Below are 17279 nucleotides of genomic sequence, written 5' to 3'. Positions count from 1 at the left end.
CAGAGGGTTGGGGGGTATGCGGTGCCCAGGGCACCACGGAACGGTTCACCTCATGCTAGGTGGTCGGGGTAGCCGGATTCGAACCGGCGGCCTTCCGCTCCCAAAGCGGACGCGCTACCAAGCTGCGCCATACCCCGTGGTCCCGGTGCACCGAGCACGGAGGACAGAGGGCTAGACTATCTGCTCGGCCCACCCGGCCCGTGCACGTGCGGCCGGGGGCCACGCGGGTGTAGCTCAATGGTAGAGCCCCAGTCTTCCAAACTGGCTACGCGGGTTCGATTCCCGTCACCCGCTCGCGCGTAGATTGAGGGCATGGACGCCTCCGAGGACGACGGCACCGTGCGGGTCACCGGCACGGGGAGGGCGACCGGCCGCCCGGACACCCTGGTGCTGGACCTGCGGCTGCAGGCGCACGGGTCGACGGTCGGGGAGGCGCTCACCGCGCTGACCCGCGCCTCGCACGCCTGCCACGACGCCGTCCCCGGGCTGCCGGTGCGGACCTCCGGCCTGGGCGTCCACCCCCGGCACGAGCAGGGCCACCAGCGCGGGCACACCGCCTCCCAGTCGCTCCACGTGCGCACCGGCGACCCCGCGTCGGCCGGGGAGCTGGTGCAACGGCTGGTGGACGCCGTGGGTGACGCGCTGGGGGTGGACGGGCTGCGGCACGAGGTGGCCGACCCCTCCGACCTGCACCGGCGGGCGCGCGAGCAGGCCTTCGCCGACGCCGCCGTGCGGGCCGAGCAGTACGCGGCCCTGGCCGGCCGCCACCTCGGCGCCGTCCGGGCGATCACCGAGCCCGGTGCACCCGGGCCCTCCCCCCTGCCGGCCGGGGCGGCCCGCACCGCGCTGGCCGCGGGTCCGGTGGTCGAGGCCGAGGACCTGGCGGTCGTCGCGGTCGTCGAGGTCGTCTGGGAGCTGCGCGGCTGAGGCCCGCCGCCGGCGCCGGGAGCGGCGCTCCGGTCGACACCGCCCCCGGGGGTGTGCTGGGGTGGGAGGTGCACCGGTCGCCCCACGGCGGCCACTCCCGAGCAGGAAGGACCAGCACCATGGGTTTCATGGACAAGGCCAAGGACGCCTTCGGCAAGCACGACGACAAGGTGGCCGACGCGGTCGACCAGCACTCGGACAGGATCGACCAGGGGATCGACCGCGGCACCGAGTTCGCCGACGAGCGCACCGGCGGCAAGTACGGCGAGCACATCGACAAGGGTGGCGACGCCGTGCGCGACCACCTGGACGGCCTGGACGGCAAGCAGGACGACTTCGGCGGGAACGCCGGCTCCGACGCCGACAAGGCCTGACGTCGACGAGGCCTGACGACGCACGACGAGGCCCCCGCACCGAACTGGTGCGGGGGCCTCGCGCTGCGCCGGGCATTCCCGGGTGCGCCGGTCAGGGCAGCGGGGGCAGCGTCCCGTCGGTCTCGTAGGCGGTCATCATGTCGATCCGCCGCTGGTGGCGCTCCTCGCCGGAGAACCCGGTCGTCAGGAAGGCCTCGACGATGGCCCGCCCCTCCTCCAGGGAGTGCATCCGGGCGCCGACGGAGACGACGCGGGCGTCGTTGTGCTGCCGCGAGAGCGTCGCCAGCTCCGGCGACCAGGCCAGCGCCGCGCGGATCCCCGTGACCTTGTTGGCCGCCATCTGCTCGCCGTTGCCGGAGCCGCCGAGCACCACGCCGAGGGAGCCGGGGTCGGCGGCCACGGCCTCGGCCGCGCGCAGGACGTAGACGGGGTAGTCGTCGAGCTCGTCGTAGCCGGCCGGGCCGTGGTCGACGACCTCGTGGCCCTGCTCGGTCAGCCAGGAGACGAGGTCCCGCTGCATCTCGTAGGCGGCGTGGTCGCCGCCGATGTGGACTCGCACGCAAGCTCCTCGGGTCGGTGGGTGGGGTGGGGAGGGGGTATGCCGTGGGCTCAGCCGAAGTCGGGGCCCTTGGTCCGGGTGCGCTTGAGCTCGTAGAACCCCGGGGTGCCGGCGACGAGCAGGCTGCCGTCCCACAGCCGGCCGGCGTCCTCGCCCTTGGGGGCCGGGGTGACGACCGGACCGAAGAAGGCCACGCCCTCCACCGCCACGACCGGGGTGCCGACGTCGTCGCCGACGAGGTCCATCGCCCGCTGGTGGCTGGCCCGCAGGTCCTCGTCGACCACGTCGGTGCCGCCGACCTGCGCCAGGGCCGGGTCCAGGCCCAGCTCGGCGAGCACCTCGACGGTGACCTGCTCCAGGTCGTCGGTGCCCCGCCCCTGCAGGTGGATGCGCTCGCCGTAGGCGTCGTACATCCGCTTGCGCAGGGCGTTGGCCTCCTTGCCCTCCAGGTCCTTGGTGGCGGCGACGATGGTGCGCACCGGCAGCCAGGTCCGCTCGAGCATGGCGGTGTAGTCCGGGTCCAGCTCGCGTCCCTCGTTGAGCACCGAGAGGCTCATCACCGACCAGGTGACGTCCACGTCGCGGACCTGCTCGACCTGCTCGAGCCAGCGGGAGGTCATCCACGCCCAGGGGCAGGCGGGGTCGAAGAACATCTCGGCATTGGTGCGGCTGGGTGCGGTGGTGGTCGTCATGGCACCATCGTCTCAGTTCTCCGCGGCGCCGCGGGCACCCGCCCCCGACGGCACGGCATACCTGCGCGTGCCCCGTGCAGCGTCGCGGAACCCGACGGACGACCCCCAGGAGGTCCTGCATGCCCGGCACCAACCTGACCCGCGACGAGGCGAGCGCCCGCTCCCTGCTCGTGTCCACCGAGTCCTACGACGTGGCGCTGGACCTGACCGCGGGCCCGGAGACCTTCCGGACCACCACGACGGTGCGGTTCGCCTGCACCGAGCCGGGCGCCCAGACCTGGATCGACCTCGTCGCCGCGTCGGTGGAGTCGGCGGTGCTCAACGGCCGTGCCCTGGACCCGGAGACCCACTGGACGGACGGCCGGCTGACCCTGCCCGACCTGCAGGCCGAGAACGAGCTGACCGTCGACGCGACCGGCCGCTACATGAACACCGGGGAGGGCCTGCACCGCTTCGTCGACCCGGTCGACGGGGAGGTCTACCTCTACACCCAGTTCGAGGTGCCGGACAGCCGCCGGATGTTCGCGGTGTTCGAGCAGCCCGACCTCAAGGCCACCTTCCGCTTCACCGTGACCGCACCGGCCCACTGGCAGGTCGTCTCCAACGAGCCCACCCCCGAGCCCGGTCCCGCCCCGGACGCGGCGAACGTCGACGGCGGCGAGGTGGCCCGGTGGGAGTTCCCCGCGACGCCGCGGATCAGCTCCTACATCACCGCGCTCGTGGCCGGTCCCTACGACGTGGTGCGCGACTCGGTGAGCACCCGGGCCGGGGAGGTCCCCCTCGGCGTGTTCTGCCGGCGCAGCCTGACGCCGCACCTGGACGCGGACAACATCCTGGCGGTGACCAAGCAGGGCTTCGCCTTCTTCGAGGAGGAGTTCGACCAGCCCTACCCGTTCAGCAAGTACGACCAGATCTTCACGCCGGAGTACAACATGGGCGCGATGGAGAACGCGGGGTGCGTGACCATCGTCGAGCAGTACGTCTTCCGGTCCAAGGTGACCCAGGCCATCGTCGAGCGGCGGGCGCTGACGATCCTGCACGAGCTGGCCCACATGTGGTTCGGCGACCTCGTGACGATGAGGTGGTGGGACGACCTGTGGCTCAACGAGAGCTTCGCCGAGTGGGCCTCCACCACCTGCCAGGCCGAGGCGACGGAGTGGACCGACGCGTGGACCACCTTCGGCACCGCGGAGAAGGCCTGGGCCTACAAGCAGGACCAGCTCTCCTCCACCCACCCGGTGGCCGCCGACATGGTCGACCTGGCCGCCGTGGAGGTGAACTTCGACGGCATCACCTACGCCAAGGGCGCCTCGGTGCTCAAGCAGCTGGTCGCCTACGTCGGGCGGGAGGCCTTCCGGGACGGCCTGCGCGCCTACTTCGCCCGGCACGCGTGGGGCAACACCACCCTGGCCGACCTGCTGGCCGAGCTGGAGGTGACCAGCGGCCGTGACCTGAGGCAGTGGTCGAAGGTCTGGCTGGAGACGGCCGGGGTGAACACCCTCACCCCGCACGTCAAGGTGGACGAGGACGGGACGATGACCTCGGTGGTGATCGAGCAGACCGCCCCCGAGGAGCACCCGACGCTGCGCCCCCACCGCCTCGCGGTGGGCTGCTACGACCTCGTCGACGGCGGGCTGGTGCGCACGCACCGCGTCGAGCTGGACGTCGACGGGGACCGCACCGAGGTGGCCGAGCTGGCCGGACGACCCCGCCCGGCCCTGCTGCTGGTCAACGACGACGACCTCGCCTACGCCAAGATCCGCCTCGACGAGGTCTCGCTGCGGACCGCGCTCGAGCACGTCCGCGACTTCGAGCAGTCGCTGCCCCGCTCGCTGGTGCTGGGCGCGGCCTGGGACATGACCCGGGACGGCGAGATGCCGGCCACCGACTACGTGCGTCTGGTGCTGCGGGCCCTGCCCGGGGAGACCGACTCGACCCTGCTGCGGGTGCTCGTGCAGCAGGTGACGACGGCGGCGAAGACCTACACCGCCGAGTCGCACCGGCAGGACGTCGTCGCCGAGCTGGCCGCGGGGCTGCGTGCCGCCGCCGAGGGCGCCGAGCCGGGCGGGGACGCCCAGCTGCAGCTGGTCACCGCCTGGGCGGCGCTGGCCCGCTCCGAGGAGGACGTGGCCCGGGTCGACGGGCTGCTCTCCGGCGGGCAGGAGCTGGCCGGGCTCGAGCTCGACCAGGACATGCGCTGGACGCTGCTGACGTCCCTGGCCGCGGCCGGGGCCGCCGACGAGGACCGGATCGCCGAGGAGCAGCGGCGGGACGACACCGCGACCGGACGGGAGAAGGCGGCCCGGGCCCGGGCGGCCCTGCCGACCCCCGAGGCCAAGGAGGCCGCGTGGGTGGCCGCCGTCGAGCAGCAGGGCCTGTCCAACTCCGTGCTCGCCGCGATGGCGCTGGGCTGGGGCTGGGTGCACGACGCGACGCTGCTGGAGCCCTACGTCGAGCGCTACCACGCCGTGGTCGAGCAGGTCTGGTCCGAGCGCACCCACCACATCGCCGAGTCGCTGGCCACCGGGTTCTACCCGCTGGCGGTCGCGACCCCCGCGCTGCGCGACGCGACCCAGGAGTGGCTCGACAGCCACCCCGACGTCTCCCACTCGCTGCGCCGCACGGTGGCCGAGAACCGCGACGCGGTGGCCCGGGCCCTCCGGGCGCAGGCGGTCGACGCCGCGCGCTGAGACCGGCACCACGGAGGGCCTGCGGGAGCGTCCCCGCAGGCCCTCCGTCGTCGGCCCCCCTGCTTGCCCGGCGCCCCGGCCGACCAGCCCCGGCGTGTCGCGCACCACCGGCCGACCGGCTCCGGCGTGTCGCGCACCGACGGCCGACCAGCCCCGGCGTGTCGCGCACCACCGGCCGACCGGCTCCGGCGTGTCGCGCACCGACGGCCGACCAGCCCCGGCGTGTCGCGCACCGACGGCCGACCAGCCCCGGCGTGTCGCGCACTGTGCCGTCAGCGCTGCGGCGTGTCGCGGGCCAGGGCACGGTTCCTGCACATGCACGGCCGTGGAAGGACGACCCCGGCGGCCTGGTGCTCCTTGGCCCGGTGCTCCTGGGTCCGACGCTCCTGGGCTCAGTGCCCCTGGTCGACCGTCCGGGCCAGCCGGCGGGCCGAGCGCCAGGTGAACAGCTCCTCCAGCCGCACCGCGTGCCCCTCCGGACCGGCCAGCGGCACCCGCCAGTTGGGGTACTCCTCGTCGGTGCCGGGCTGGTTGATGACCCGCTTGTCGCCCGCGAGGTCGCTGACGCTGACGCCCAGCAACTTGGCGGGGGTGCGGGTGAGGAAGGCGTGCAGCGCCTCGACCTGCTCGGGCACCGGTGCACCCTCGCGCAGCAGGCCGCGCCGCCGCAGGTCGCCCAGGACCTCGTCACGGGAGGCGGCGTCGGCCGCCTGCTCCTCCTCCAGCGACCGGTCGAGCAGCCCCAGCCGGTGGCGCAGCTCGACGTGCACCCCCTCGAGGTAGCCGGCCGTCGGCGGCAGGTCGTGGGTGGTGACGGTCGCCAGGCACAGCTCGCGCCACTCCTGCGGCTCCAGCAGCCCGCCGTCGCCCTCCCAGTCCCGCTCGAACCACAGGATCGAGGTGCCCATGACCCCGCGGTCGCGCAGGTAGTCGCGCACCCACGGCTCGACGGTGCCCAGGTCCTCCCCGACGACGACGGCACCGGCCCGGTGGGCCTCCAGCAGGAGGATGCCGATGGTCGCCTCGTGGTCGTAGCGCACGTAGGTGCCCTCGAACGGCTTGCGCCCCTGCGGGATCCACCACAGCCGGAAGAGCCCGATGACGTGGTCCACCCGCAGCCCGCCGCTGTCGCGCAGCGCGGCCCGCACCATGTCGCGGTAGGGGGCGTAGCCCAGCTCGGCGAGCTTGTCGGGCCGCCACGGCGGCTGGCTCCAGTCCTGGCCGAGCTGGTTGTACTGGTCCGCCGGGGCGCCGACGGTCACGCCGCGGGCCAGTGCGTCGCCCAGGCCCCAGGCGTCCGCCCCGTCCGGGTGCACGCCCACGGCCAGGTCGGAGATCAGCCCGATGGACATCCCGGTGTCGACCAGGTCGCGCTGCACCCGCGCCAGCTGGTCGTCGAGGATCCACTGCAGCCAGCAGTGGAACTCCACCTCGTCGGCGTTCTTCTCCCGGAAGGCCTCGACCGCGGCCCCCCGGGGGTCCTGCAGCTCCTCGGGCCAGCTGCGCCACCAGGTGCCGTGCACCTGGGACAGCGCGCACCAGGTCGCGTAGTCGACCAGCCCCTGCCCCTCGCGCTCGACGAAGGCGTGGAAGGCGCGGGCCCGCCGCAGCGACCGGCGCTGCCGGAAGATCATCCGCAGGGCCGCCTCCTTGGCCATCCAGACGGCGTCCCGCTCGATGAGGTCCAGGTCGAGGTAGCGCTTGGCGTCGTCGGCGTGCCACTCCACCAGCTGGCGCTCGGCCGCGGACAGGTAGGCCACCTCCGGCACGTCCTCGACCCTGATGTAGAGGGGGTTGACGAACCGGCGGCTGGTCGGCAGGTAGGGCGAGGGCTCGATCGGCGGGACCGGCTCCGCCGCGTGCAACGGGTTGACGAGGACGAAGTCGGCACCCAGGCCGGCCGCCCACGCACCGGCGTCGCCGAGGTCGGCCAGGTCGCCGATGCCCCACGACTCGTCGGACCGCATGGCGTAGAGCTGGGTCATCAGCCCCCAGCTCTGGGAGTCCTGCTCCGCGAGCACCTCGGGCAGCTCCAGCCGGGCGGGGGTGACCACCAGCGGCATCCGGCGAACGTTGCGGCCGGCGGCCACCTCGACCGTGTGCCACCCCAGGGGCAGGTCCTCGCCCAGGTCGAGCGGGACCCGCACGACGGTCACGCCGTCGAGCTCACGGGTCGCACGGGGCCGCCCGTCCCCCTCGAGGGTCCCGACCTCGTGGACGTGGCCGTCCTCGAGGACCACCCTGGCCTCGAACCGAACCCCCTCGGCCACGTGGACCGGCACCTCCGGGCGCCGGCCCTGCACGGTGACCACGACCGGCGGCAGCACCCGCGTCCAGGGCCGGCGGTCGACCTCCGCCAGGGCTGCCTCGACGTCCGCCTCGTCGGCGACCTGCACGCCCAGGGCGGCCAGGGCGGCACCGACCGTCTCCGCGGAGACCTGGACGTGGCGCCCCTGCCAGTCCCAGAACTCGGTCGCCACGCCGTAGGCCTCGGCGAGGGCGGACAGGCGGGGGGACAGCTCGGTCACGAGGACGACCTTTCGACGAACGCGGCGTGGCGGTGGCACCGCGCGGGGGATCCGGGGCGGACGGGCACACGGGTGCCCGACCTAGTTTGTCAGGCCCGGCGGCGTGCGCCGAACCGTGCGGGCGGGCGGAACCTCTTTAATGGGGGCCATGCACACGACCGGACCCCTGCGCACGGTGACCCTCCGATGACCTGGCCCGGCTGGGAGGCGGTGGCGACCTGGCTGCTGGGCGCGCCGCTGCGGATCGTCGGCGTGCTGCTCGCCGCGGTCGTGGTGCGCTGGCTGGTCCACCGGGCGATCCGGTCGCTGGTGGACACGGCGGTGGCCCGGGCCGACGACCACGAGCGGAGCAGCATCGAGCGGCTGGTGGGGGGCCGCCGGCCCGGCGACGCCGGGGAGCGGCGGCGGCAGCGCGCGCTGACGATGGGCTCGTTGCTGCGCAGCGCCTCGACGTTCGTCATCGCCACGATCGCCATCCTGACGGTCATGGCCGACCTGGGCCTGCCGCTGGCCCCGCTGCTGACCTCCGCGGGCATCGGCGGCGTCGCCCTGGGCTTCGGCGCCCAGTCCCTGGTCAAGGACTTCCTGTCGGGGATCTTCATGATCATCGAGGACCAGTACGGCGTCGGCGACCTCGTCGACACCGGGGAGGCCGTGGGCACCGTCGAGGAGGTGACCCTGCGGGTGACCCGCCTGCGGGACGCCAGCGGGGTGGTCTGGTTCATCCGCAACGGCGAGATCGTCCGGATCGGCAACAAGAGCCAGGGCTGGGCGGTGGCGACCATCGACGTGCCGGTCGCCTACGACGAGGACCCGCACCGGGTCACCGAGCTGCTCTCCCGGGTCGTGGCCGAGACCGCGGACGACCCCGCCTGGGCCGACCGGCTCCTGGAGACCCCCACCGTGGCGGGCGTGGAGTCGGTCTCCGGCGGCACGATGACGATGCGGATCTTCGCCAAGACCCGTCCCGGCGAGCAGTTCGCCATCCCCCGCGAGATCCGCGAGCGGGCCAAGCAGGCCTTCGACGAGGCCGGCGTGCGGGGCCCGACGATCAGCCCCTGGGGCGGCGGGCAGCCCTCCTGAGGGCCCCCGGGGTCGTCCCGGCGGGCTCCGGCACCTGAGACACTGGCGGGTGTGAGCCAGCAGCATCAGCCGACCGGGACGGGCGAGCGCCTCGTCCCCCAGCAGACCTTCTACGAGCGCGTCGGCGGGCACGACACCTTCCGCCGGCTCGTGGCCGAGTTCTACCGGGGCGTGGCCGGCGACCCGCCGCTGAAGGAGATGTACCCCGAGGAGGACCTGGGCCCGGCCGAGGACCGCCTACGGATGTTCCTCGAGCAGTACTGGGGCGGTCCGACGACCTACTCCGAGCGCCGGGGCCACCCCCGGCTGCGTATGCGGCACGCGCCGTTCGCGGTGACCCCCACGCAGCGGGACCGGTGGCTGCACCACATGAACGCCGCGATCGACACGATCACCGACCGGCTCTCCCCCCTCGACGAGGAGCAGCTGCGGGCCTACGTGGCGCACGCCGCCCAGGCCATGGTCAACTCCTTCGAGGAGGACCACCGCCCGGGCGGCACCGCCGCCGGCTGAGGGGGGGCCGGACCGACCCCGCCACCACCTACGCTGGTGGCCCGTGACTGCCGACCAGAGCTCCCCGGTCCCCTCCGTCCCCGCGCACCACCTGCCCGAACCGCCGGACCCCGCCGACCCGCACCAGCCCATCCCCCACTCGGCGCCCTGGTGGCGGCACGCGGTGATCTACCAGGTCTACCCGCGCAGCTTCGCCGACGCCGACGGCGACGGGATCGGCGACCTGCCCGGGGTCACCTCCCGGCTGCCCTACCTGGCCGACCTGGGGGTGGACGCGGTCTGGCTCAGCCCCTTCTACGTCTCCCCGATGGCCGACGCCGGCTACGACGTGGCCGACTACCGCGACGTCGACCCCCTGTTCGGGACGCTCGCCGACGCCGACGAGCTCATCGCCCGGGCGCACGAGCTGGGGATCCGCGTCCTCGTCGACCTGGTGCCCAACCACACCAGCGACGAGCACGCGTGGTTCCGCGAGGCGCTGGCCGCCGGGCCCGGTTCCCGCGAGCGGGCCCGCTACGTCTTCCGCGACGGGTCGGGCCCGGACGGCTCCGAGCCGCCGAACAACTGGAAGTCCGTCTTCGGCGGGCTCGCCTGGACCAGGGTGCAGGAGGCCGACGGCAGCCCCGGCCAGTGGTACCTGCACCTGTTCGACGACAAGCAGCCCGACCTGGACTGGCGCAACCCCGAGGTCGTCGAGGAGTTCCACGACGTGCTGCGGTTCTGGCTGGACCGGGGCGTCGACGGCTTCCGGGTGGACGTGGCCCACTCCCTCGTCAAGGCCGAGGGGCTGCCCGACTGGACGGTGCGCACCGGGATGCTCGGCGACCAGGGCGAGGACGGGACCGAGGACGCCGGTGAGCCGGCCACGACGGACCCGCGGACCAAGGAGCTGGGCCCGATGTGGGACCAGGAGGAGGTCCACGAGATCTACCGCGGGTGGCGCCGGGTGCTCGAGGAGTACAACCCCTCCGGCGACCCGGACCAGGACCGCATCCTGTGCGCGGAGGCGTGGCTGCCGAGCCAGGAGCGCACCATGCGCTACGTGCGGCCGGACGAGATGCACCAGGCGTTCAACTTCCAGTTCCTGGAGATGTCCTGGCGGGCCGAGGACGTGCGGGAGGTCGTCGACACCTCGCTGCGCGCCGCCGACGAGGTCGGCGCCCCCACGACCTGGGTGCTGTCCAACCACGACGTCGTGCGGCACGCCTCCCGGCTGGGGCTGCCGGTGGGGTCCCCCCGCCCGAACGGGATCGGGGCCGGCTCCGAGCAGCCCAACCCGGTGCTCGGCCTGCGGCGTGCCCGGGCCGCGACCACCCTGATGATGGCGCTGCCGGGCTCGGCCTACGTCTACAACGGCGAGGAGCTCGGCCTGCCGGACCACACGGCGCTGCCCGACCGGCTCCGCCAGGACCCGGCCTTCCACCGCACCGCGGGCGTCGAGCTGGGCCGGGACGGGTGCCGCGTGCCGCTGCCGTGGGTGGCCGACGAGCCGTCCTACGGCTTCGGCCCCGGACCGCGCAGCTGGCTGCCCCAGCCGTTGCTCTACGGCCCGCTGGCGGCGGACCGCCAGGAGGGCGTCTCCTCCTCCACCCTCGAGCTCTACCGCACGCTGCTGCGGCTGCGCCGGGAGCACGACCTGGGGGTCGGCGGCCTGCACTGGGAGGGCGGCTGGGGCCCGGACGTGCTGGCCTTCCGCAACGCCCGGGAGGACGGCCGGCCGGTCACCGTCGTGGCCAACCTCGGCGAGGACCTCCTCGACCTGCCGGAGGGGCTCGAGGTGCTGGTCGCCAGCGGCCGCCTCGAGGACGGGCGGCTGCCGCAGGACACGACGGTCTGGCTGGCCTAACGCCCCTCGTCCCGGTCGCCGTCCTGCCCTCCCTGCCCCTCCTGCCCGTCGGGGTCGGCGGGACGGCGCACCTGGACCTCGCGGATCCGCATACCCTCCATCGCGGTGACCCGCAGCAGCACCGGTCCGGCCCGGACCTCGTCACCCTCGGCGGCCATCCTGCCCAGGCGGGCGAGCACGAGGCCGGCCACCGTCTCGTAGCCGCCCCGCGGCAGGTGCACGTCGAGCGCGTCCTCGAGCTCCTCGACGATGAGCCCGCCGGAGACCCGCAGGGTGCCGTCGGCGCGCACGAGGGAGTCCTCGGGGTCGGGCTCGGTGTCGTACTCGTCGTAGATCTCCCCCACCAGCTCCTCGACGAGGTCCTCGACGGTGACGATCCCCTCGGTGCCGCCGTGCTCGTCGACGACCAGCGCCAGGTGCTGCTGGGTCTCCTGGAGCAGGTGCAGGCTGGCGAGCACGGGCTTGCTCACCGGCAGCGCGGTGATCTGGCGCGTGACGTCGCCGACCCGCACGCCGGCCCGCCGGTCGTCGTCGATGGTCAGCAGGTCGCGGATGTGCACGAAGCCCAGGACGTCGTCGGTCGACTCCCCGGTCACCGGGAAGCGGCTGTGGCTGGACCGCCGCACGAGGTCCTCCACCTCCTCGACGGTGCGGTCGGCCTCGAGGAACTCCACGTCCGGCCGCGGGCGGAGCACGTCGCCCAGGGTGCGCTCCCCGGCCCGGAAGACGTCGCGCAGGATCTGCCGGCTGTAGGGGCGCAGGTCGCGGTTGTCCTCGACGACCCGCCGCAGCTCCTCGATGGTCATCTGCTCGTTGGTGGCCTCCGGGTCCCCGCCGAGCAGCCGGACGACGAGGTTGGTGGAGACCGACAGCAGCCAGATCACCGGGCGCAGCAGCCGGGCGAAGACCCCCAGCGGAGGGGCCAGCACGCGGGTGAACCCCGCCGAGCGCTGCATCGCCAGCCGCTTGGGCACCAGCTCGCCGAGCACCAGCGACAGGTAGGCGATCAGCAGGGTCATCAGGACCAGGGACAGCGGGTCGGCCAGCGTCTCGTCGAGCCCGAGGCGCTGCAGCCCCACCGAGACCGTGGGCGAGATCGTGGCACCGCCGAAGGCCGAGGAGAAGAAGCCGGCGACCGTGACCCCGACCTGCACCGCGGAGAGGAAGGTGTTGGGGTCGCGGACCAGCGCCGCGGTCCGGCGGCCCCGTCCCCCGGAGCGCTCGATGTCGTCCACCTGGGAGGGCCGCAGCGAGACGATCGCCATCTCGGTGGCCGCGAACACCCCGCCCACGAGGACGAAGAGCAGCACGAGCAGCACGTTGGTGAGCAGGGCGGTGTCCATGGACCGAGGGTATGGCGTGGGTCAGGGGCGGGGACCGTCCGCGGCGGCGCCGGGGCCGCCCTCGGCGAGCGCGTCGAGCTCGCGCGGGAGGGTGCGCATGCCCAGGAGCGGGGAGAGCAGGACGGGCAGGGCGGCCAGGACCGCGACCGAGGCGAAGATCCACAGGGTGGGCACCACCCCGAGCTCCCGGCCCAGCAGCCCGCCGGCGAACGCGCCCACCGGCATCGGCCCCCACACGAGGAACCGGACGGAGGCGTTCATCCGCCCCAGCAGCGGACGCGGGCACAGCCGCTGGCGGAAGCTGACCTGGGCGATGTTGTAGACGACCACCCCCCAGGAGGTGACGAAGCCGCCCACGAGCAGGGTGGGCACGGGCGGCAGGACGCTGGCCAGGGGGGTGGAGAGCATGGCCAGCCCGCTGACGACGGCCGCGACGGGGATGGCCCGTCCCTCCCCCACGAGCCGGGCGAACCGTCCCGAGCTGACCGCGCCCAGCAGCCCGCCCACGGCGCCGACCGACAGCACCAGGCCCAGGGTCGTCTCCGCCAGCCCGAGGGTGCGGACCGCGTAGAGCACGAAGAGCCCGAAGACGGCCGACGAGGCGAGGTTGGACAGCCCCGTGCAGGACACGACCCGCCGCAGCAGCGGGTGGCCGAGCACGAACGCCATACCCTCCCGGACCTCGGTGACCAGGGGACGCCGCGTGGCGGGGTCGGAGGGCTCCTCCCGGTGCCGGATCCGGCTGACGAACAGCGCGGAGAGCGCCATGCAGACCGCGGTGACGGCGATCGTCAGCGGTGAGCCGACCAGCCGGACCAGGCCCGCGGCCGCGGCCGGGCCGACGACCCCCGCGGTCTGCTGGCTGGCCTGCAGCTTGCCGTTGCCCTCGCCGATCTGGTCGCCGTCGACGATCTGCGGCAGGTAGGACTGGTTGGCCACGTCGAAGAAGACGCTGATGCAGCCGACGGTGAAGGCGACCCCGTAGAGCTGGCCCATGGTCAGCGCGTCGAGCAGCCAGGCCAGGGGCAGGGTGAGGAGCAGTGCGGCCCGCAGCAGGTCTCCGAGGACGATGACCAACCTCTTGCGCCACCGGTCGACCCAGGCACCGGCCGGCAGGCTGATGAGCAGGAAGGCCAGGGACTCCAACGCGGCGAGCAGCCCCATCTGGAAGGCGTCCGCGCCGAGCACCTGCACGGCCATCAGCGGCATCGCCAGGCCGACGAACTGGGCGCCGAACACCGAGACGGTGTCCCCCAGCCACAGCTGGCGGAAGTCGTGGTGGTGCCACAGGGATCGGCGCGGGGCGTACGCCGGGATCGTCACCGGCCGATCGTCCGCCACCGATTGAGATTTGTCAATCACTCGTGGGACACTGCCGCCATGCCGCCCGCCACCGTCCCCGAGCGCCGGGACGCGACCGACGCGGAGGCCCGGGCCCTGGCCTCGACGGTCCGGCTTCGCATCCTGCGGATCACGCTGGACGAGCCGCTGACCAACCGGGAGATCGCCGCGGCCCTCGACCTCAACCCGGCCACGGCCCTGCACCACGTGCGCACCCTCGTCGACACAGGTTTCCTCGAGGCGCTGCCCGCGCGCCGGGGGCGCCGCGGGGCGCGGGAGATCCCCTACCGGGCGACCGGGAGGTCGTGGCAGGTGCGCACGCCGACCGGCTCGTCGTCCCTCGTCGAGACCTTCCTCGCCGAGATCGGCCCGGTCCCCGAGGCCGACCGCGAGCTGACCCGGCTGGGCCTGCGGCTGCCGCCGGAGGAGCTCGAGGAGCTGCGCCGCAGGCTGCACGCCCTCCTGGAGGAGTTCTCCCAGCGCCCCCGCGACCCGGCCGCCGAGCCCTGGTCGCTGCTCGTCGCGCTGCACCCCGAGGTCCGCCGCGCCCCGAGGCCCGGCGGCGCCCCGACCGTCAGCGGCACAGGACGTGGCCTGCAGGCAGGCTGACGCGGGTCCACGGGCCGCTGCGGTGCACGGTCGCGGCGCCGTCCAGGTCCCGGGCGAAGCCGAGGGAGGTCACGGCCAGGCCGGCCCCTGCGGGCACGCCGGCGGCCAGCTCGCGCCCCCAGACGCGGGCCCGTAGCGAGGCCACGGCCGCGGCCCCCGCGCCGTCCGGCGTGCCCTGGGCGACCTCGGCGATGCCCTGGCGCGCGGCGTCGACCAGGTCGGCGACGGGGACCTGTCCCGCCGGCTCCCACCCGCCCCGTGGCGGGGTCAGCGCGGTCCAGGACGGGGAGACGGTGGTGGGCGGCACGTCGAGCTCGGTCCCCGCGTCGCCGGTGGCCGACCGGCGGGCGAACCGGTCGGTCAGCCCCCGCAGGGGCACCGTGGCGTCCAGGTCGTGCTCGTCGGCCAGCGACATCGTGCGCAGCCCCAGCACGGTGCCCGCCCGGGTCAGCCCCTGGCCGGGCAGCACGCACACCCAGGCGGCCAGCACCCGGCCGGGCGCCTGCAGCCGCACCGCCCCGTCCTCGTCGAGGGTCAGCGCCCGCCCGGCGTAGGTGGCCAGGTCGGCCACGGTCTCGCCGTCGGCGAACCGCAGGACGGTGCCCCGGGCCGCCCCGTTCACGCGCGCCCCCTGCGCCGGTCGCCCCGCAGCAGGGGAGGAGGCCCGGCGACCGCGGCGAGCGCGTCGCGCTCCGGCGCGCCCAGCCGGCGGGGCCGCTGGTCCGCCAGGTCGTAGGCGACCAGCGTGACCCGGCCCCGCGCGTAGACCGTGTCGTCCCCGACGGGGCCGCCCACGGCATACCCCAGCTCGAAGGAGGCCGCCCCCACGTCGCTGCACCACACCGCGACCCGGGCCGGCGCGTAGGCGTAGCCCATGGGGAGCAGGTAGTCGATCGCCTGGGAGACCACGAGCATGCCCTCGTCGATGAGGTCGCGCTCGGCGCCGAACCAGTCCTTGAACGCCAGCACGCGGGCCTCCTCGAAGAACCGCAGGTACTGCACGTTGTTCACGTGGGCGTAGGCGTCCATGTCCGACCAGCGCACGGGGACCGGGTAGATCCGCGCGGCCTCCGGGACGTCGGGCAGGGGGACGGCGGCGGCGGGCTCGGGTCGGGCGGTCATGGGGCCATTGTGGCGGCCGACCCCCGCAGCCGGCGCCACGCGGTCCGCACGTGCGCCTCGGCCAGCACCTCCGCGGCGGCGGGGTCGTGGGTGGCCACGGCCTCGAGGATCGTCTCGTGCTCGCGGTCCAGGTCCTGGACGAGGTCTGCGTAGGTCTCCTCGTCGAGGGCGGTGAACCGCTCCATGAGCGGGCGGCGCAGGGCCTCACGGATCGCCTCGGTGGTGTCGGCGGCCAGCCCGTTGCCCGCGGCCTGGGCCAGGGCCACGTGGAAGGCCGTGTCGCCGTCGTTGAAGCCCTTCCGGTCGGTCGCGGTGCGCATCTGCTCCAGGTGGGAGCGCATCAGCGCCAGGTCGGCGTCCGTGGCCCGGGTGGCCGCGAGCCGGGCGGAGAGCCGTTCCAGCGCGGTCCGGACCTCGACGACCTCGTCGAGGGGGAAGTGGGCCAGGGCCACGTGCAGCCGCAGCAGGCGGGTCATCGCCCCGGAGGGCAGGGCGCTGACCCGGGTGCCCCCGGCCCGGCCCGCCCCCACCGACGGGGCCAGCACGCCCTGCGCCTGCAGGCTGCGCACCGCCTCGCGGACGACCGCGCGGCTGACCTCCAGGCGCGCGGCCAGGTCGCGCTCGGCCGGCAGCTGGTCGCCGACCTGGAGCCGCCCGTCGAGGATGCGCTCCTCGACCCAGGCCACCACCGTCTCGTAGGCGCGGGGCGCGGCGGGACCCCCGGGAGCCGCCGCGCGTGCCTTCACCCCAACCTCCCTGCCCGGACGTCTTGACGAGCGGGGAGTCTAGCCCTAGCCTCGGGTCCATTCCAATGGTCAGACCATTACCGGGAGACTCGATGACGAGCCAGGGCCCCACCGTGGCGATCTTCGCCACCTGCTTCAACGACACCATGTGGCCTGAGGCCCCCCGGGCCACCGTCACGCTGCTGGAGCGGCTGGGGTGCACGGTGGTCTTCCCCCGCGAGCAGACCTGCTGCGGCCAGATGTTCACCAACACCGGGTATGCCGACGAGGCGGTCCCCCTCGTGCGGAAGTTCGTCGACGTCTTCGAGCGCTACGAGCACGTGGTCGCCCCCTCCGGCTCGTGCGTGGGCTCGGTCCGCGACCAGCACGCCATGCTCGCCCGTCGCTCCGGGGACGGCGGCCTGGTCACCGCGGTCGAGGAGCTGACCCCCCGGGTGCTCGAGCTGTCCGAGTTCGTCGTCGACGTCCTGGGGCGCACCGACGTCGGGGCCTACTTCCCCCACCGGGTCACCTACCACCCCACCTGCCACTCGCTGCGGATGCTGCACGTGGGCGACCGCCCCCTGCGGCTGCTGCGCGAGGTGCGCGGCATCGACCTGGTCGACCTGCCGAACGCCACCGAGTGCTGCGGCTTCGGCGGCACCTTCGCCGTCAAGAACGCCGACACCTCCATCGCGATGGGCTCGGACAAGGCCCGGCACGTGCGGGAAACCGGTGCGGAGGTCCTGGTGGCCGGCGACAACTCCTGCCTGTCGCACATCGGCGGCATCCTGGGGCGCCAACGCTCGGGCGTGCGCACCCTGCACCTGGCCCAGATCCTGGCCTCGACCGAGGAGGACCCGGCATGAGCACCTCCCCCGCCGACCACGGCGCGCCCCCCACCGGCGACGTCGGCGCCGGCCCCAC

The 17279-nt window shown here is 74.2% G+C and carries 16 protein-coding genes and 2 tRNA genes; 9 read left to right on the top strand and 9 right to left on the bottom strand.

Annotation, left to right across the window (positions count from 1 at the left end):
• Positions 1 to 60 precede the first annotated feature (60 nt).
• Positions 61 to 137, bottom strand: a tRNA-Pro gene (locus FJR00_RS07280).
• Positions 138 to 223: 86 nt separating this feature from the next.
• On the opposite strand from FJR00_RS07280, the gene FJR00_RS07275 reads away from it, so the two are divergent.
• The 3 genes from FJR00_RS07275 to FJR00_RS07265 all read left to right on the top strand — a co-directional run bounded on the left by FJR00_RS07275 (position 224) and on the right by FJR00_RS07265 (position 1301).
• A tRNA-Gly gene (locus FJR00_RS07275) sits at positions 224 to 294 on the top strand.
• A gap of 18 nt (positions 295 to 312) precedes the next feature.
• Positions 313 to 927, top strand: a complete 615-nt coding sequence (locus FJR00_RS07270) for an SIMPL domain-containing protein (RefSeq protein WP_141338125.1) — start codon at positions 313 to 315, stop codon at positions 925 to 927.
• A 128-nt stretch (positions 928 to 1055) separates the two neighbouring features.
• On the top strand, positions 1056 to 1301 hold the full coding sequence (locus FJR00_RS07265; RefSeq protein ID WP_238330369.1) for an antitoxin: 246 nt from the start codon (positions 1056 to 1058) through the stop codon (positions 1299 to 1301).
• A gap of 91 nt (positions 1302 to 1392) precedes the next feature.
• On the opposite strand, the gene FJR00_RS07260 is transcribed toward FJR00_RS07265, so the two are convergent.
• Positions 1393 to 1860: a ribose-5-phosphate isomerase gene (locus tag FJR00_RS07260; RefSeq protein WP_141338123.1), complete on the bottom strand. Its 468-nt coding sequence runs from the start codon at positions 1858 to 1860 to the stop codon at positions 1393 to 1395.
• 50 nt (positions 1861 to 1910) lie between these two features.
• A complete protein-coding gene (locus FJR00_RS07255; protein WP_141338122.1) occupies positions 1911 to 2552 on the bottom strand; it encodes a mycothiol-dependent nitroreductase Rv2466c family protein in 642 nt (213 codons plus the stop codon).
• A 119-nt stretch (positions 2553 to 2671) separates the two neighbouring features.
• Here FJR00_RS07255 and pepN point away from each other — a divergent pair, with 119 nt between their 5' ends.
• Complete coding sequence (gene pepN, locus FJR00_RS07250) at positions 2672 to 5242, top strand: aminopeptidase N (RefSeq protein ID WP_141338121.1); 2571 nt, start codon at positions 2672 to 2674, stop codon at positions 5240 to 5242.
• A 392-nt stretch (positions 5243 to 5634) separates the two neighbouring features.
• On the opposite strand, the gene malQ is transcribed toward pepN, so the two are convergent.
• The gene (malQ, locus tag FJR00_RS07245) at positions 5635 to 7770 is read right to left on the bottom strand and encodes a 4-alpha-glucanotransferase (protein WP_141338120.1); all 2136 of its coding nucleotides are present in this window, start codon (positions 7768 to 7770) and stop codon (positions 5635 to 5637) included.
• Positions 7771 to 7956: 186 nt separating this feature from the next.
• Here malQ and FJR00_RS07240 point away from each other — a divergent pair, with 186 nt between their 5' ends.
• From FJR00_RS07240 to FJR00_RS07230, 3 genes are all read left to right on the top strand, one after another.
• Positions 7957 to 8853: a mechanosensitive ion channel family protein gene (locus FJR00_RS07240; RefSeq protein ID WP_141338119.1), complete on the top strand. Its 897-nt coding sequence runs from the start codon at positions 7957 to 7959 to the stop codon at positions 8851 to 8853.
• A gap of 51 nt (positions 8854 to 8904) precedes the next feature.
• A complete protein-coding gene (locus tag FJR00_RS07235; RefSeq protein WP_075958714.1) occupies positions 8905 to 9366 on the top strand; it encodes a globin in 462 nt (153 codons plus the stop codon).
• Positions 9367 to 9457: 91 nt separating this feature from the next.
• On the top strand, positions 9458 to 11212 hold the full coding sequence (locus tag FJR00_RS07230) for a glycoside hydrolase family 13 protein (protein ID WP_141338228.1): 1755 nt from the start codon (positions 9458 to 9460) through the stop codon (positions 11210 to 11212).
• Here the strand turns inward: FJR00_RS07230 and FJR00_RS07225 are convergent.
• On the bottom strand, positions 11209 to 12555 hold the full coding sequence (locus tag FJR00_RS07225; RefSeq protein ID WP_141338118.1) for a hemolysin family protein: 1347 nt from the start codon (positions 12553 to 12555) through the stop codon (positions 11209 to 11211). The genes FJR00_RS07230 and FJR00_RS07225 overlap by 4 nt on opposite strands.
• A gap of 21 nt (positions 12556 to 12576) precedes the next feature.
• Positions 12577 to 13878, bottom strand: coding sequence for an MFS transporter (locus tag FJR00_RS07220; RefSeq protein WP_337678387.1), 1302 nt, complete (start codon positions 13876 to 13878; stop codon positions 12577 to 12579).
• Between the two features lie 57 nt (positions 13879 to 13935).
• Between FJR00_RS07220 and FJR00_RS07215 the strand changes: the two genes are divergently transcribed.
• The gene (locus tag FJR00_RS07215) at positions 13936 to 14505 is read left to right on the top strand and encodes an ArsR/SmtB family transcription factor (protein WP_141338117.1); all 570 of its coding nucleotides are present in this window, start codon (positions 13936 to 13938) and stop codon (positions 14503 to 14505) included.
• Here FJR00_RS07215 and FJR00_RS07210 read toward each other — a convergent pair.
• Genes FJR00_RS07210 through FJR00_RS07200 form a run of 3 tightly spaced genes read right to left on the bottom strand, consistent with a single transcriptional unit; the run spans position 14471 to position 16373 of the window.
• The gene (locus FJR00_RS07210) at positions 14471 to 15127 is read right to left on the bottom strand and encodes a DUF8185 domain-containing protein (RefSeq protein WP_141338116.1); all 657 of its coding nucleotides are present in this window, start codon (positions 15125 to 15127) and stop codon (positions 14471 to 14473) included. The genes FJR00_RS07215 and FJR00_RS07210 overlap by 35 nt on opposite strands.
• Entirely contained in the window at positions 15124 to 15627 is a 504-nt protein-coding gene (locus tag FJR00_RS07205; protein ID WP_083664223.1) for an acyl-CoA thioesterase, read from the bottom strand. The genes FJR00_RS07210 and FJR00_RS07205 overlap by 4 nt, the downstream gene beginning before the upstream one ends.
• Positions 15624 to 16373: a FadR/GntR family transcriptional regulator gene (locus tag FJR00_RS07200; protein ID WP_141338115.1), complete on the bottom strand. Its 750-nt coding sequence runs from the start codon at positions 16371 to 16373 to the stop codon at positions 15624 to 15626. Before FJR00_RS07200 ends, FJR00_RS07205 begins: the two co-directional genes overlap by 4 nt.
• Before the next feature lie 92 nt (positions 16374 to 16465).
• Here FJR00_RS07200 and FJR00_RS07195 point away from each other — a divergent pair, with 92 nt between their 5' ends.
• Positions 16466 to 17221 carry a (Fe-S)-binding protein gene (locus FJR00_RS07195; RefSeq protein WP_075958710.1) on the top strand — a complete coding sequence of 252 codons (756 nt, stop codon included), beginning with the start codon at positions 16466 to 16468 and terminating at the stop codon, positions 17219 to 17221.
• Positions 17222 to 17279: the final 58 nt, after the last annotated feature.

The organism is Ornithinimicrobium kibberense (genome assembly GCF_006519705.1).
Lineage (GTDB): Bacteria > Actinomycetota > Actinomycetes > Actinomycetales > Dermatophilaceae > Ornithinicoccus > Ornithinicoccus kibberensis.
This window is presented reverse-complemented; position numbering and strand designations above follow the sequence as displayed.